Annotated in this window: 13 protein-coding genes and 1 other annotated feature; of the genes, 5 read left to right on the top strand and 8 right to left on the bottom strand. The window is 39.6% G+C overall.

Annotation, left to right across the window (positions count from 1 at the left end; translation table 11 throughout):
* Positions 1–4: 4 nt before the first annotated feature.
* On the bottom strand, positions 5–1,732 hold the full coding sequence (locus ACESZG_RS07695; RefSeq protein WP_373217899.1) for a S8 family peptidase: 1,728 nt from the start codon (positions 1,730–1,732) through the stop codon (positions 5–7).
* A 164-nt stretch (positions 1,733–1,896) separates the two neighbouring features.
* Here ACESZG_RS07695 and ACESZG_RS07690 point away from each other — a divergent pair, with 164 nt between their 5' ends.
* From ACESZG_RS07690 to ACESZG_RS07680, 3 genes are all read left to right on the top strand, one after another.
* Complete coding sequence (locus ACESZG_RS07690; RefSeq protein ID WP_173703213.1) at positions 1,897–3,048, top strand: transglutaminase domain-containing protein; 1,152 nt, start codon at positions 1,897–1,899, stop codon at positions 3,046–3,048.
* A 30-nt stretch (positions 3,049–3,078) separates the two neighbouring features.
* A complete protein-coding gene (locus ACESZG_RS07685; protein WP_173703214.1) occupies positions 3,079–3,258 on the top strand; it encodes a hypothetical protein in 180 nt (59 codons plus the stop codon).
* A gap of 89 nt (positions 3,259–3,347) precedes the next feature.
* Positions 3,348–3,512 carry a hypothetical protein gene (locus tag ACESZG_RS07680; protein ID WP_173703215.1) on the top strand — a complete coding sequence of 55 codons (165 nt, stop codon included), beginning with the start codon at positions 3,348–3,350 and terminating at the stop codon, positions 3,510–3,512.
* A gap of 512 nt (positions 3,513–4,024) precedes the next feature.
* On the opposite strand, the gene ACESZG_RS07675 is transcribed toward ACESZG_RS07680, so the two are convergent.
* Positions 4,025–4,870, bottom strand: coding sequence for a LysR family transcriptional regulator (locus tag ACESZG_RS07675; protein WP_215679968.1), 846 nt, complete (start codon positions 4,868–4,870; stop codon positions 4,025–4,027).
* Positions 4,871–5,042: 172 nt separating this feature from the next.
* Here ACESZG_RS07675 and ACESZG_RS07670 point away from each other — a divergent pair, with 172 nt between their 5' ends.
* Positions 5,043–5,954 carry a 4Fe-4S dicluster domain-containing protein gene (locus tag ACESZG_RS07670; protein ID WP_055199805.1) on the top strand — a complete coding sequence of 304 codons (912 nt, stop codon included), beginning with the start codon at positions 5,043–5,045 and terminating at the stop codon, positions 5,952–5,954.
* Between the two features lie 93 nt (positions 5,955–6,047).
* Here ACESZG_RS07670 and ACESZG_RS07665 read toward each other — a convergent pair whose 3' ends face one another.
* Complete coding sequence (locus ACESZG_RS07665; RefSeq protein ID WP_008706394.1) at positions 6,048–7,742, bottom strand: carbon starvation protein A; 1,695 nt, start codon at positions 7,740–7,742, stop codon at positions 6,048–6,050.
* A 71-nt stretch (positions 7,743–7,813) separates the two neighbouring features.
* Positions 7,814–8,056: a binding site (T-box leader), on the bottom strand.
* 519 nt (positions 8,057–8,575) lie between these two features.
* On the opposite strand from ACESZG_RS07665, the gene ACESZG_RS07660 reads away from it, so the two are divergent.
* Entirely contained in the window at positions 8,576–8,899 is a 324-nt protein-coding gene (locus tag ACESZG_RS07660) for a hypothetical protein (protein WP_022381083.1), read from the top strand.
* A gap of 90 nt (positions 8,900–8,989) precedes the next feature.
* On the opposite strand, the gene ACESZG_RS07655 is transcribed toward ACESZG_RS07660, so the two are convergent.
* The 5 genes from ACESZG_RS07655 to ACESZG_RS07635 all read right to left on the bottom strand — a co-directional run bounded on the left by ACESZG_RS07655 (position 8,990) and on the right by ACESZG_RS07635 (position 12,915).
* Positions 8,990–9,784 (bottom strand): hypothetical protein, encoded by a 795-nt coding sequence (locus ACESZG_RS07655; RefSeq protein WP_022381082.1) that lies wholly within the window; start codon positions 9,782–9,784, stop codon positions 8,990–8,992.
* The gene (locus ACESZG_RS07650; protein WP_055199806.1) at positions 9,781–10,320 is read right to left on the bottom strand and encodes an RNA polymerase sigma factor; all 540 of its coding nucleotides are present in this window, start codon (positions 10,318–10,320) and stop codon (positions 9,781–9,783) included. The genes ACESZG_RS07655 and ACESZG_RS07650 overlap by 4 nt, the downstream gene beginning before the upstream one ends.
* Positions 10,321–10,619: 299 nt before the next feature.
* The gene (locus ACESZG_RS07645; RefSeq protein WP_349826205.1) at positions 10,620–11,057 is read right to left on the bottom strand and encodes a PCC domain-containing protein; all 438 of its coding nucleotides are present in this window, start codon (positions 11,055–11,057) and stop codon (positions 10,620–10,622) included.
* Between the two features lie 17 nt (positions 11,058–11,074).
* On the bottom strand, positions 11,075–12,037 hold the full coding sequence (locus ACESZG_RS07640; protein WP_025579340.1) for a sugar-binding transcriptional regulator: 963 nt from the start codon (positions 12,035–12,037) through the stop codon (positions 11,075–11,077).
* 179 nt (positions 12,038–12,216) lie between these two features.
* Positions 12,217–12,915 (bottom strand): L-ribulose-5-phosphate 4-epimerase, encoded by a 699-nt coding sequence (locus ACESZG_RS07635; RefSeq protein ID WP_025579339.1) that lies wholly within the window; start codon positions 12,913–12,915, stop codon positions 12,217–12,219.
* Positions 12,916–12,931 lie beyond the last annotated feature (16 nt).

The following is a 12,931-nucleotide window of genomic DNA, read 5'->3' as shown; positions in this document are numbered from 1 at the left end:
TCAACTATAATGGAATACTTTCTGCAAGACATAATCGCCCCCATCCCACCTCTTCATTGGGATACTCCTCATACCCCGGTAATGGTCTGGCGCCTTTTCGGAGATAGGCTTTTACTTTTTCCCCATAGAGGTAGGGATCGTTTCCATTTACAATCCCCCATTGCATTAACAATGCTGCGGATCCGCTGACAAAGGGTGTTGCAAAGGAAGTCCCTGTTACTGTTCTGTAACCACCACCGGGTACGGGAGCAACTATGTTTACTCCCGGTGCCACCAGATCAGGTTTCAGATATGGCAGCATTCTGCTGCCCCTTCCGGAAAAATCCGCATAGGAGTCAACTAGCGAATCATATGCCCCAACTGCAATGATCCGCCGGGCGATAGCAGGTATGGTCAATGTCCCATATGCCCTTGGTTCATAAAACCCAGTTCCTCTGTTCAGGGTATTTCCACCCGGCAGCCACAGATAATATTCTCCTCCTCTGACCCTTTTTCCACTTAAAATGATTTTCCAGTCTCCACTGTCCACATAAGTTTCCACAGGAAGAAAATCTATGTAAATTTCCTGTGTCAGATGATATGGTCCAGGTTTGCCATAATAGATTAAAAGATCTGTATTTCCCAGTCTGTACCTCTGAGGACCAAGCTTTTCGTCTAAGGGGCCGATCCGGTTTCCGGATGGATTTTCAATATAAATACTCATTTCATCCTCATAAGATTTCCATAACTGCACATTTAATGTTGGTTCCCTGCTGCTCACAGATAATTCTATCTGTCTGGTCTGTCCCTGTTTCAGGGTTCCTCCCTCATGCAGAGGCTGATTGCCGTTGTTCCCTGTACCTGTACAGATAGCCAGACGTCCTATGGAAGAAACCATATCTATATATGTTTCAAGAAGGGAATCTCCCTTGTGGGAGCCATAATTATTTCCAAAACTGAGATTAATTGCCATTGGCCGTCCCATAGTCAGTGCCTGTCGCACCAGATAATCAATCCCCTGTATCAGCTCCGTAGTCCTGGGAAAGGAGTTTTCTCTGGGAATTCCCATTTTCACAACCAGCAGATCACTTTCATAGGCAACTCCCTGATTCACCCCATCTGACGCCCTCCCATTTCCTGCTGCAATCCCCAGCACAGAAGTTCCATGTCCACTGTAATCTGAAGATGGAACAAGACGCCTGCCCTGGTTTTCTCCAAGTGCAAGCGCCTCATCGATCTGCTCTTTCGTATATTCAGTTCCTGTCACATATCCCTGAGGTGGATTTCCCTGTATGCTCTGATCCCATAAACGTAAAATTCTGCTGCTCCCATCTGCATTTCGGAAATCAGGGTGAAAATAATCCACTCCTGAATCCACAACTCCTGTCAGGATTCCTTTTCCCGTCAGTCCATTCCTGCCGGTCTGCACTGTGCGGATGCAGCTCGCCCCCTTCGCCTGAAACAATTCAAAATACAAGCGTTTGGGTTTCTCCATAAATTCCACCTGCACTCTGTGGGAATACTCATCAATCTCACTTTCCGGCAAAGTTACCACTGCATAACCGTCTAACAATGGCACTACCTGAATTCCATTTCCAGCCAGACCACTTTCCGGTCCGCTGTACTTTATGATCACATCCCATAGCCTGGTTGCAGGATCATATCCTACATTAAGATTTCCTGACTTTCTACGCTCCTGTGGGGTTGCATCCATTGCAAGATTTAAAAGGTTATCTATTTTCTGGTCTGGCATTTTAATCTCATTTCCAGATATTCACTTAGTCTATTATATACAAAAGTTCTGCATACGGACTCTTATTATAACAATTTTAGAATAAACCTTTGTTATATGTAGACATGTTATATTACTCTGTTGTAGTATGATAAATATAAATATTACAGATGGAGGTAGAAAATATGAAAAGAAAAGGATTATTGTTTTGGTTAAGTGTTTTTTTGATGCTGTCAATGATATTTTCGTTAGGAAAGTATGAAATTCAGGCATCTGAAGGAAATCCGGTTGCTCCAGTAAATATTGATATGTCAATTGACAATCTGTTTGTGGGAGTGGGTTCCAAGGGTTTTCATCCCAGTTCCGGAAATCATCTTGCAATAAGGACCAGTGTTTCCTGTAATACGAAGCAGTATTTTGACGGGGAAATCCAACTTCGTCTGCGTATATTGAACAAATCCGGAGATTATGTTTACCAGAAAGTATACAGTAATATAGGCGGAAAGAATATATGGGGTGACAGTATTACTTCATGGGAAAACAAGACTATATATTTAAACTGGAATGGAAAAGCTTCAAAGGCGAATACTGCAGGTGTAAAATATGGTTCTTTTGTTCCAGATGGAACTTACAGGATTGAGGTCTTTTATTATGCAAAAGATAACAGCAATAAAGAATATGTAAAGACAATAGCCAAAAAGAAAAGTTTTAAGGTGTCATCTAAAGCCCCGTCCGGAAAAGACGGAGTAGCAGCTGCTGCAACAATACCGGAATATACAGGTGTTGATGAAATTGATTATATGGCTGAGAAAATGATCACATCTGCTGGCATAAAGACAACCATGGGACAGGATGAGAAGGTTCGGAGAATTTATCATTGGATGACAGTAAATTTCAAGCATAAACATGCTGATGAATTTGTAAAAGCAAAAACATATTATGATGTCACCAGTGCTGGTGCAAAAAAGAAGATACAGGCATATAAAAAGCAGACACTTCAGAATTATAGAAAAGGTAAACTGATCTTCAGAACCTCATTTTGGGATAGTTACCAGATACCATATATGCAGAAACGTGGTGGAGTATGTAGCGATCAGGCAGAAATCTTTGCTATTCTTTGCAGGCATGTAGGGGTAGATGCAGGAGTTTGTAATGGATATTATAAAAATCTGGATGGATCTACACCTGGACATAGCTGGAACTATGCAGTAGTGAATGGACGTAAATACTATTACGATGTAGATATTGAGATTCAGAATTATGGAAAAGGTCAGGGAGATTACTATTGGTATAAAAAGACACTGGCACAAGCGAAGGGAAATCATGTGTTTGCTTAAAAAGTATAGGGAATTTAAGGAGATAAGTATATGAAAACATGTCCAAAATGTAAGGAATTAGTTGGAGATAATGTTGATTCATGTTTTAATTGTAATTATAACTTCATACTTAAAAGGGTGCCAAGTTATGAGGAAATAATTGAATTTCAGGAAAATATTGCAGCCGTAAAAAAGAAACAAGAAGAGGAACGCATAGAATTAACAAAATAAAATCAGCACCTCGTTATGAATATACTACTGCACGAATTATTGACAATGCAGATGGATCTACAAATCAAATGCAATTACAGAGTGTATTAATGGAATATGCAAATGCTGGATGGAAATTACATTCAGTAATTACAAATGAAATAGGAAAAAATGTAAGTTCGGTTAGTATTGGTGGATTTACAGGTGGCACCAATGCAACAATGGATGAAGTTATTTTGATTTTTGAACGTATGATATCAAGAGGAAATTTATAACCTTTAAACAATAATTATTTATTTGATTTACGAAGTCTTAGGCGCAGTTGTATAATAAAAAATATATTATATTATAAAAATTTATGATATAATATCCAAGCTACCACCCCTAAACAGGTACAGGAAGGGGGTGTGCTATCAATGGATACAATTTTATCATTTATGCTTTCTATTCTGGCAGGTGTAATCACCTATTACATTTGCAAATGGCTGGATAGAAAATAGTAGCTGGTAGCCAGCCTGGGGAATAAGCCACCCTTGCCAAAACGGAATAAAAAAGCCTCGGAGATGCGACCTCCGAGGCTTTTTGCTGTGTTACCAATGAATTTAATTTTATCATTTTGCCTATGGCAATTATAGCATATGCAGAAAATGAAATCAATATACTTTTGTGGATGATAATTTCGATTAATTTAGATAGAAAATCATTTCATCGGCGAGAGTATTCTAATCTTCAAACTGCTTTTAAGAAACAATTTTGAATGACTCCCAACGAGTACAGACGCAAGCGGTCATAAAAACCATTCCATCTTCTCCCTCACATCCGCATGCTTCAGATAAATAACATTAAACTCTCTGACTATGGGCTCACACTTTAATGTAAAAATCCCAAGCTCCGGGTCACTTTTGGCAAGTACTTCATATACAAATGAAATTCCATACCCGGACTTGATCAGGTCGATGATCATCTTAAAGCTGGAAATACATATATGCCGGTGAAAACGCTCCAAAGATTCATTATGCTCCAGAAGCTTTTCCTCCAGGATAGCCAGAGTTCCAGAGCCGTTTTCGCGATGGATCAGAGTTTCTTTCAGAATCTCCTCTACAGATACTTCACGGCCTGCAAAGGGATGATCCTTCGGGCAAATCCCCACAAAAGGTTCCCGGCGATACAGCTGGCTTCCGAATCTGTTTTTGTCAAAAAATCCTTCTATGATAGCATAATCCAGAGTATTTTGTTCCAATAGATGCAAAAGATGCTTTGTGTTATCCACGATCAGAGTCAGTGCTGTATCCGGCTGATTTAAAAAATCGTGAATTCTGTCTGTGATTACATAGTCACCAATGGTCTTGGTTGCACCGATGCGCAGTTCCCGGAGACCATTGTTTTTTATCTTTTCCCTGAGAAAATTTTCACGCTGCTGAACGGAACGCAAGTAATCCTCCAGCATCTGTGCAGCAGGGGTCTTGATCAGTTTTCTGTTTTCATAAAGAAAAAGACGGCATCCATATTCCTTCTCCAAAAACTGGATGTGCTGGGTAACTGCCGGCTGGGTAATATGTAACAGCTCTGCCGCCTCCCTGTAATTCATAACACTGCATACAGCCATAAAGGTTTCCGTTCTGTGATCTAACATAATATCCTCCTTGAACTCTTCCACTCTATTGATATCAGAATTCCATAAATGTTACTTATCGTATAATAAAAACTCATAAATTGATTTTATCATTCATGAAGCCTATAATCAACAAAAGAAACGCCGTATATATCAGAGAAAAGCAACAGCTACATAAAGGAGATACTTAAACATGAATGAGGAAAAAATAACAACATCCGCCAACAAAAAACTGAGTCCCGAGGAAATCAAGCGGGTAAAAGGTCTTGGATGCCTTCAGGACAAACGATATGATGACATCTTTAATATTCGGGTCATCACAGGAAATGGACATATTACCACAGATGAACACCGTGCCATTGCAGATGCAGCAGACAAGTTCGGAAATGGTCAGATCACTATGACAACCCGCCTGAGTATGGAAATCCAGGGAGTTCCTTATGATAATATTGAGAAAACAATCGCCTTCCTTGGAGAACACGGCCTGATGACAGGCGGAACCGGAGCTAAAGTGCGTCCTGTTGTCTCATGCAAGGGAACAACCTGCCAGTATGGTCTGATTGATACCTTTGCACTCAGCAAGAAAATCCATGAGCGTTTTTATGTAGGCTATCACGATGTGGTACTCCCACACAAATTCAAGATCGCAGTTGGCGGATGTCCAAATAACTGTGTAAAACCTAATCTGAATGATATGGGAATTATCGGCCAGAGAATCCCAAAACCGGATTCAGAGAAATGCCGGGGATGTAAGAAATGTCAGATTGAAAAAAGCTGTCCTGTACACGTTCCGAAATTAGTTGACGGTAAACTTTACATTGATCCTGAAGAATGTATCCATTGCGGACGCTGCAAAGGAAAATGTCCTTTCGGCGCAGTACCGGAATATCAAAATGGTTATAAAATCTATATCGGAGGCCGCTGGGGTAAGCGAGTCTCACACGGTCAGGCTCTTACCAGAATTTTCACAGAGGAAGAAGAAGTAATGGCAGTCATAGAAAAAGCAATCCTTCTCTTCAAAAATGAAGGAATCGCAGGAGAACGATTTGCAGATACTGTGAAACGTCTCGGATTTGAGTATGTGAATGAGAAATTGATTGGCTGAGTATTAAAAAAGACACTTCGGAAAACTTTCCCAAAGTGTCTTTTTTCAGGTTTTTATTTTGATGTAAAAATATCAACAGTTTTATTTCATAAATTATGCCGTCTGTTTTTCATCATTTTTTTCAAAAAGCTTCTTCACTCCCTGGATTGCTACCAGCACACCAAGGATCAGCAGTAACACTGCGAAGATAAGCTGTAAGGTATTTCCAAGGTCCAGGCCTGTGGTAAATAATGCTTTTGTAAGCTTACTGATAGTCATACCCAGTGCAGTAAAGGTAACTGCCATCATAAATACCATAGGGATCCAGAGCATGCAGCCCTGGCGTTTTGTTTTCTTAAGAAATACTGCGCAGGCTACAAGGGCAAGTACAGATAACAGCTGATTGGCAGAACCAAACAGCGGCCAGATTTCTGCATATCCTACCTTTGTAAGCAGATAGGCAAGTACCAGTGTAATGATCGTCGCAAAATATTTATTGGTTACTACTTTTAAGAACGGGCTCATATTTTCCTCGTCTGTATCAGAATCAAGGAAAAATTCCTGGAATGACAGACGTCCTACTCTGGCTACTGAGTCAAGAGATGTCAGCGCAAAAGCTGATACAGCCAGATTGATCAGTGTAAATACCAGTGAATGTGGCAAACCAATTACAGAAAGGAAGTTTGCAATAGCACCTGCAAATATCTGCGGCTGAGTGGTAAGTCCCTGTGCTGCTGCCTCACCATCTGCAAAGGATGCAACAGCAATCAGTGCAATAATTGCCAGCATACTTTCCATAAGCATTGCACCAAAGGAAACCGGAAGCATGTTCTTTTCATTTTTGATCTGTTTTGACGCAGTACCGGAGGATACCAGTGAATGGAAGCCTGAAACTGCACCACAGGCAATTGTCACAAAAAGAATAGGGAACATGTACTGTCCGTCCACATTAAAGCTTGTAAAAGCCTTAAGATTACAGGATGGATTGGCTGCAAATACACCGATAACCGCACCAACGATCATGAAGATCAGCAGATAACTGTTCAGATAATCACGGGGCTGGAGCAGCGCCCATACAGGGGCAACACTGGCTACCAGAATATATGCAAAGATAATAATATGCCAGGTTCCAAGACTTACATATACCGGGAATTTAAGTCCCAGCGCAATTGCGAGCACTAATAATAAAATAGCCACTGCAGTATTAATCCATTTATTAAACTTGGAATATTTAAGGAAAAATCCCAGTCCCACTGCCTCGATGATAAATAACATGGAAGTTGTTGCAACTGCTCCGTTTGCTGCTACCCTGGTAACGGTTCCTGCATTATCTGCCACAAATCCGTTAAAGGTTCCTGCCACAACATCTGCAAATGCTGCAACAACCAGAATACAGAACAGCCAGCAGAATAAAAGGAATAATTTCTTTCCCAGTTTTCCGATATAAGCTTCAATGATATATCCGATTGTACGGCCTTTGTTCTTTACAGAGGCATACATAGATGCAAAATCCTGAACTGCTCCGAAAAATACACCGCCGATCAGGATCCAGAGCATAACCGGAAGCCAGCCGAAAATTGCTGCCTGGATCGGTCCGTTGATAGGACCTGCACCTGCTATGGATGCAAACTGATGACCAAATACCACATTGGTATCAGCCGGTACATAATCCACTCCATCCTCCATCTCATATGCCGGTGTTTTTGCTTTTGGGTCAATGCCCCATTTGTTCTGAAGATAACGGCCATACAGAAGATATGCTCCACCCAGCACTACAATGGCTATTATCATCATTACTATTCCACTCATAATGTCTTCCCTCTTCTTTCTTTTATATTTATATATAAAAAACGCCCCTGCTATCCAATTTCCAATTGAATAGCAAAGGCGGAATATTCCGTGGTACCACTTTGTATTATTATACCTGTCACCAGATACAATCTCTTAACACTGTCTAAACCAAACAGCTTCTCCTGTAACGTGAAGACCACGTCCCGGCTTACTATAGATTTCAGCGGAATGCTCCCGGGTGATATCACAAAATACCATCTGCCGCATCTCACCTGTCTGCAACTCTCTGTAATCCGGTTCCTTCTGTGACCTGTCCTGTTCTATGCATTTCTCTTTTTTATTTATCTAAAGTTTTACTCTTCTTTTTATAAAATATCAAGAGATAATTTATATATATTTTACAATTATAGATAGGTGTTTTTATGCAATATGTATGATTATCAAGCAGATATTCGCAATCCGCTTCGCACGCATACGGTCATTTTATATCGTTATCTGTTACCTATAGCAATCCTCGTAAATAATGCATTTAAGACAGTTCAGCAGAGTGCGAAAGACAAAGAAGATATCTGCAGGCGTGCTGACACACGGCAAAGATATCTGACGCAGGATTTCACACTCTGATGGGCTGGGTTAAGATGCATTATTTTAGAGGATTGCTATAAAACCATTTTCAAATGCATTCATTTGTATAATATACGTAATTGTTTTTCTGTCTTGTACTTTCTCCGTCCTCTGCATATAACAGAGAAAGAAAATTTTACAGAGATTTTTCATTAGCGAGCATGTGTATTTTACAAACTGTTTCTATAATAGTAATCAAAGAATTGAAAGAGAAAAGAGGAATCATTATGTATCAGACATTATGGAATTCTATTAATAAACAGGTAAAAAACTCACATGCTTCCGCAGCTTTTCTGGCTGTTTCACTTATGGGCTGGACAACGATCGGTCTTCTGGCAGGATTTTTGATCTGCATGATCGGCGGTATGTCCTTCGTTACAAAGATAACCGTTGTTCTTTGCAGTGGCGGATATACAGGACTGATTCTTGGTTTCTTTGGCGGTATTTTATATCTGTACAGATCAGAACCCCACCATTTGGCTGACGCCACCCCTTCACAGGTTTCCACTACTTCTAAAATATCTCTCAACGCCAAGACAGCTGCCCGGTAATAAATCGGACAGCTGTTTTTTTGTGTACGCTGTCAGGCGCACACAGTTACAAAAAATGGTGAACCGGACTGAATTCACCATCTTTTTTCTTTATCTTCTGTTATTAATAACCTCTCTCGCCATATCTGCAAGTTCACCGGCAGATAATTTTCCATCTATTTGCAGCAAATCATACTGGATGCCATCTTTATTCCAGTTAACGCTTTGAACCTGACTGACTTCAATCTGAGAAGCGCTGCCATCGTAACTGAATACAACTTTTCCACTGGCCTGGTCTTTTTTATCCTGTTCTGTCAATTCGTAATCATCCGATACTACTTTATTTATATAATGTACATAATACAGATTTGTTCCATTTATAGTGGCAATAATATCACCTGCCGGTGTAAGCTTTGAATTGAACTTCTGCTGTTCAAACGATACAACATCTCCATTCTTCTGATAATCAAAGGACACAGATTTAAACTTCTCAATTACATTTGCATTGTCGTCCTTAAAACTGTTTTTTACAATATTGCCATCCTTGAAGCAGTACCCGTTCTCAAAGGTATCAATCAATACCGGTCTATACCCAATATCCTTTGTAACCTGTTCTGCCGTTGGAAGAGATGTATAATCAGCACGTGATGCAGATGAACCTGTCCACATTGAAATCTTCCCTGTTGCCGCCACAGCAGTAGCTCCAATTGTAAGTGTTGCAGCTATCAACAAAGGTAATATTTTCTTTTTTGATCTCATAGTCGTTTGCTTCCTTTCTGTATCTGCGAAGTCAAGTTTTGCATAAACTCTCTGTCTGATATTCTCTGTATCAATATCAAGAGCATTGCAGGAAGTATCTGCCTGTTTTTGTATTCCCAATTCTTTAAGCAAATTTTTTCTTCTCATAATCTTTCCTCCGCATTCGATAACATTTTTCTGAGTTTTCTTTTTCCTCTTGAAAGTCTGGTCTTAACTGTAGAAATATTAAGTCCCATTGCTTTTGAAATGTCCTTGATTTTTTCATCAAATTTATACCGTCTTACAAAAATCTCGCTGTCAGGTTCGCCAAGGCTCATAACTGTTTCCCATACATAATTGTTATGAAAATTCTCTTCAATGAAATTTTTGCCATCTGACAGTTCAATATCCTCAAGAAATGTATGATCCGTTTTTCTGTTTATCCGTTTCAGAGCAAAATTCCGGGCAACGGCAGCAAGATATGACCGTAATGTACCTTTCTGTAAATCTATCCTCCCGGCATTCTTCCAGAGTACAATAAACACATCTGCCACAATTTCTTCAATATCCTCTTTCGGCAGTGAATTGCCGGCCATATGATACAAAACAGTACTCAAATACGGTGTATAAATTTGGATTGCTTCATCTATTGAATTTTTTTCTCTATTCCTGAGACGCTGCAAAAGCTCTGCTTCATCTGTCATATCAACCCAACTTTCTTTTTAATACTTTCAAAAATTAAAAGCTTTTAACCTTTACATTCTTATATATCCTGCCAGGGAACAAAAAGTTTCATTTCTTATAAAAAAAAGTATACAGAACTTGTGTTAAATTCTGTACACTCTCAATGAACTGTTCCTTTTGCATTTTATCTTCTACCCATCCATTTACCTCTGATACCTGATAAAAATAAAACCTCCAAACTGAGTAATCTTATCTTACATCAGTTTGAAGGTTTGCACAAAACTTCCTTGCTCAATCAAAACAAATCGTTTTCTAAGGTTTAGTTAAAATCCCAGAATCCAGTCCCTGTTTCAGGATCGTATTTGCGGTGGATAGTTCCGCCTGTTACCGGACGAAGTTCAATTTCTGCAGTATACAGTACAGTAATTGATTTCATATGACCTGCTGCCATGCAATGTCGTTCACCATCTTTATAAGAAAATACTGCATGGGTATGATGGTAACAGGTATTATTTTCACCTGTGACCACGTTTCCATTTAAAGATACCAACTCAAGCATTCCAGAAATGCGCTGTTCTTCGAAGCTGCCTGTCTCTGGGATAAAGGTCTGGATTTCTGCATCCTTGCATCCTCCGATTCCGGAAAAAGTGGCTGATCTGATATTTTCTTTTTTACATATTTCGAGGATTGTACTGATAATTTCGTCATCACGATCCATTCTTATGTAATAGCATTCACCGAATTTTCTGTAGTCCATTTTTTACCTCCATTCTGTTACAGCAATTTCTCGCCACAGGCAGAATCAATGATCAGCGTATTAATAAAACCACCTCGCAAAGCACCTGCAACAGCTGCTGCTTTTGCTTCTCCATAAGCAACACAGACTACATTTTTACACCTCTTCAAATCATCATACCCAATTCCTATCATTCTGTCATTTAAAGAAGTGTTGATTTCTTTCCCATTGATATCATAGAAATGACCGCCAATATGTCCAACCGCTCCTTTATTTCCCAGAAGATGAAAAGTGCTTTCCCCAAGGTAATTCTCCCAGGTTTTATATTCCACAGAACCGACACTTGTCAGAATTACATCTGCATTCTGTGCAAGCTGCAGAGCTGTTTTAATAGTATCATCCTGAATAAGAATTTCTTTTAATTCTCTATTTTTCACAAAAAGAGGGGCATAAATATACTGATATGTTCCACCGTATGCAGACGCCAGGTCTTTTGCCAGATCCATGGCATCCCGTTCCGGACGTTTCACATTTGAGGCACCCATAATCGGAACCACTGTAATAGGAATATTTTTCTTATTATTTGCATCAATATATTTCACTATATGATAAAGGGTATTTCCCCATGAGATTCCTACTACCATCTTTTCTTTAACAACAGAATCCAGATAATATGCGGAAACTTCTGACAGACGGCTGGTAATCTGTTCCTTGCCGGTATCTCTTGAGGAAACAACTCTTACTGTTTTGACACCGTAAGTCTGTTGGATTTCTTTTTCCAGATTCAAGTCACGTTCCCAGGGTTCTTTAATGGAAATTTCTACAATACCGAGTTCTCTTGCTTCTTTCAGCATTCTGGAAATTTTGGATCTGGATGTATACATCCTGTCTGCAATTTCATTTTGTGTCATTTCTGAATTGTAATATAAATTCGCTACCATGGCCAGAATGCTCCATTTCTCCTGAACGGTCATATTTTCATATTTTTTTATGTCTTCCATTGCTGTTCCATATCCCTTTCCATTATATCAGTATCAAAAGATGTTTTAACTCTGACCTCATTATATTCGAAAAAAGGATAATTTGTAAAGTCTCTGCAGACTTTCACAAACTATCCTCTGTTTCTGCCATTTACATTTTTATGGTCTGGCTTTTCTGATCACACGTACTATATTACATTTCACACGTTCTGTCCGTAGTATGCATTTGCACCGTGTTTTCTATAATAATGTTTATCCTGTAATTCCTGCGGTGCAGGTTTTACCTGTGAATTGATAAGTTCGGCACGCATTGCCATTTTGGCGCATTCTTCAAGGACTACTGCATTGTGAACTGCTTCCATACCGTCTTTCCCCCAGGTGAATGGACCATGATTTTTGCATAAGACTGCCGGAACTGCAAGAATATCTTTTTTCATTTTCCTGAATTCATTGACAATCAGAATACCTGTATTTTGCTCATATGCCTGGTCAATTTCTTCTTTTGTAAGACATCTGAGACATGGGACTTCTCCATAAATATAGTCTGCATGAGTGGTACCGTAGCATGGGATGTCTCTTCCTGCCTGTGCCCAGCTTGTTGCATAGGACGAGTGAGTATGCACAATACCGCCGATTTCCGGAAATGCTTTGTAAAGTTCAATATGAGTCGGAGTATCGGAGGATGGATTATATTTGCCCTCAATTTTATTTCCGTTCAGATCCATGATAACCATGTCTTCCGGTTTTAATTTTTCATATGGTACACCACTTGGTTTAATGGCGAAATAGCCTGTTTCTCTGTCAATTTCGCTGACATTTCCCCAGGTAAATGTAACCAGACCATGTACAGGGAGCTGCATATTCGCTTCATATACCCGTTGTTTCAGTTCTTCTAACATTATCTGTTTTCCTTTC

It is taken from the genome of Blautia sp. Marseille-P2398, from assembly GCF_964240315.1.
Taxonomy (GTDB): Bacteria; Bacillota; Clostridia; order Lachnospirales; family Lachnospiraceae; genus Blautia_A; species Blautia_A wexlerae.
This window is presented reverse-complemented; position numbering and strand designations above follow the sequence as displayed.

What these genes read in the sequence shown, in the direction of transcription:
- ACESZG_RS07670 (WP_055199805.1), top strand. Translation starts at nt 5,043, where the DNA reads ATGAATGAGGAAAAAATAACAACATCCGCCAACAAAAAACTGAGTCCC.
- ACESZG_RS07660 (WP_022381083.1), top strand. Translation starts at nt 8,576, where the DNA reads ATGTATCAGACATTATGGAATTCTATTAATAAACAGGTAAAAAACTCA.
- ACESZG_RS07680 (WP_173703215.1), top strand. Translation starts at nt 3,348, where the DNA reads ATGGAATATGCAAATGCTGGATGGAAATTACATTCAGTAATTACAAAT.
- ACESZG_RS07665 (WP_008706394.1), bottom strand. Translation starts at nt 7,742, where the DNA reads ATGAGTGGAATAGTAATGATGATAATAGCCATTGTAGTGCTGGGTGGA.
- ACESZG_RS07675 (WP_215679968.1), bottom strand. Translation starts at nt 4,870, where the DNA reads ATGTTAGATCACAGAACGGAAACCTTTATGGCTGTATGCAGTGTTATG.
- ACESZG_RS07650 (WP_055199806.1), bottom strand. Translation starts at nt 10,320, where the DNA reads ATGACAGATGAAGCAGAGCTTTTGCAGCGTCTCAGGAATAGAGAAAAA.
- ACESZG_RS07645 (WP_349826205.1), bottom strand. Translation starts at nt 11,057, where the DNA reads ATGGACTACAGAAAATTCGGTGAATGCTATTACATAAGAATGGATCGT.
- ACESZG_RS07640 (WP_025579340.1), bottom strand. Translation starts at nt 12,037, where the DNA reads ATGGAAGACATAAAAAAATATGAAAATATGACCGTTCAGGAGAAATGG.
- ACESZG_RS07655 (WP_022381082.1), bottom strand. Translation starts at nt 9,784, where the DNA reads ATGAGAAGAAAAAATTTGCTTAAAGAATTGGGAATACAAAAACAGGCA.
- ACESZG_RS07695 (WP_373217899.1), bottom strand. Translation starts at nt 1,732, where the DNA reads ATGCCAGACCAGAAAATAGATAACCTTTTAAATCTTGCAATGGATGCA.
- ACESZG_RS07690 (WP_173703213.1), top strand. Translation starts at nt 1,897, where the DNA reads ATGAAAAGAAAAGGATTATTGTTTTGGTTAAGTGTTTTTTTGATGCTG.
- ACESZG_RS07635 (WP_025579339.1), bottom strand. Translation starts at nt 12,915, where the DNA reads ATGTTAGAAGAACTGAAACAACGGGTATATGAAGCGAATATGCAGCTC.
- ACESZG_RS07685 (WP_173703214.1), top strand. Translation starts at nt 3,079, where the DNA reads ATGAAAACATGTCCAAAATGTAAGGAATTAGTTGGAGATAATGTTGAT.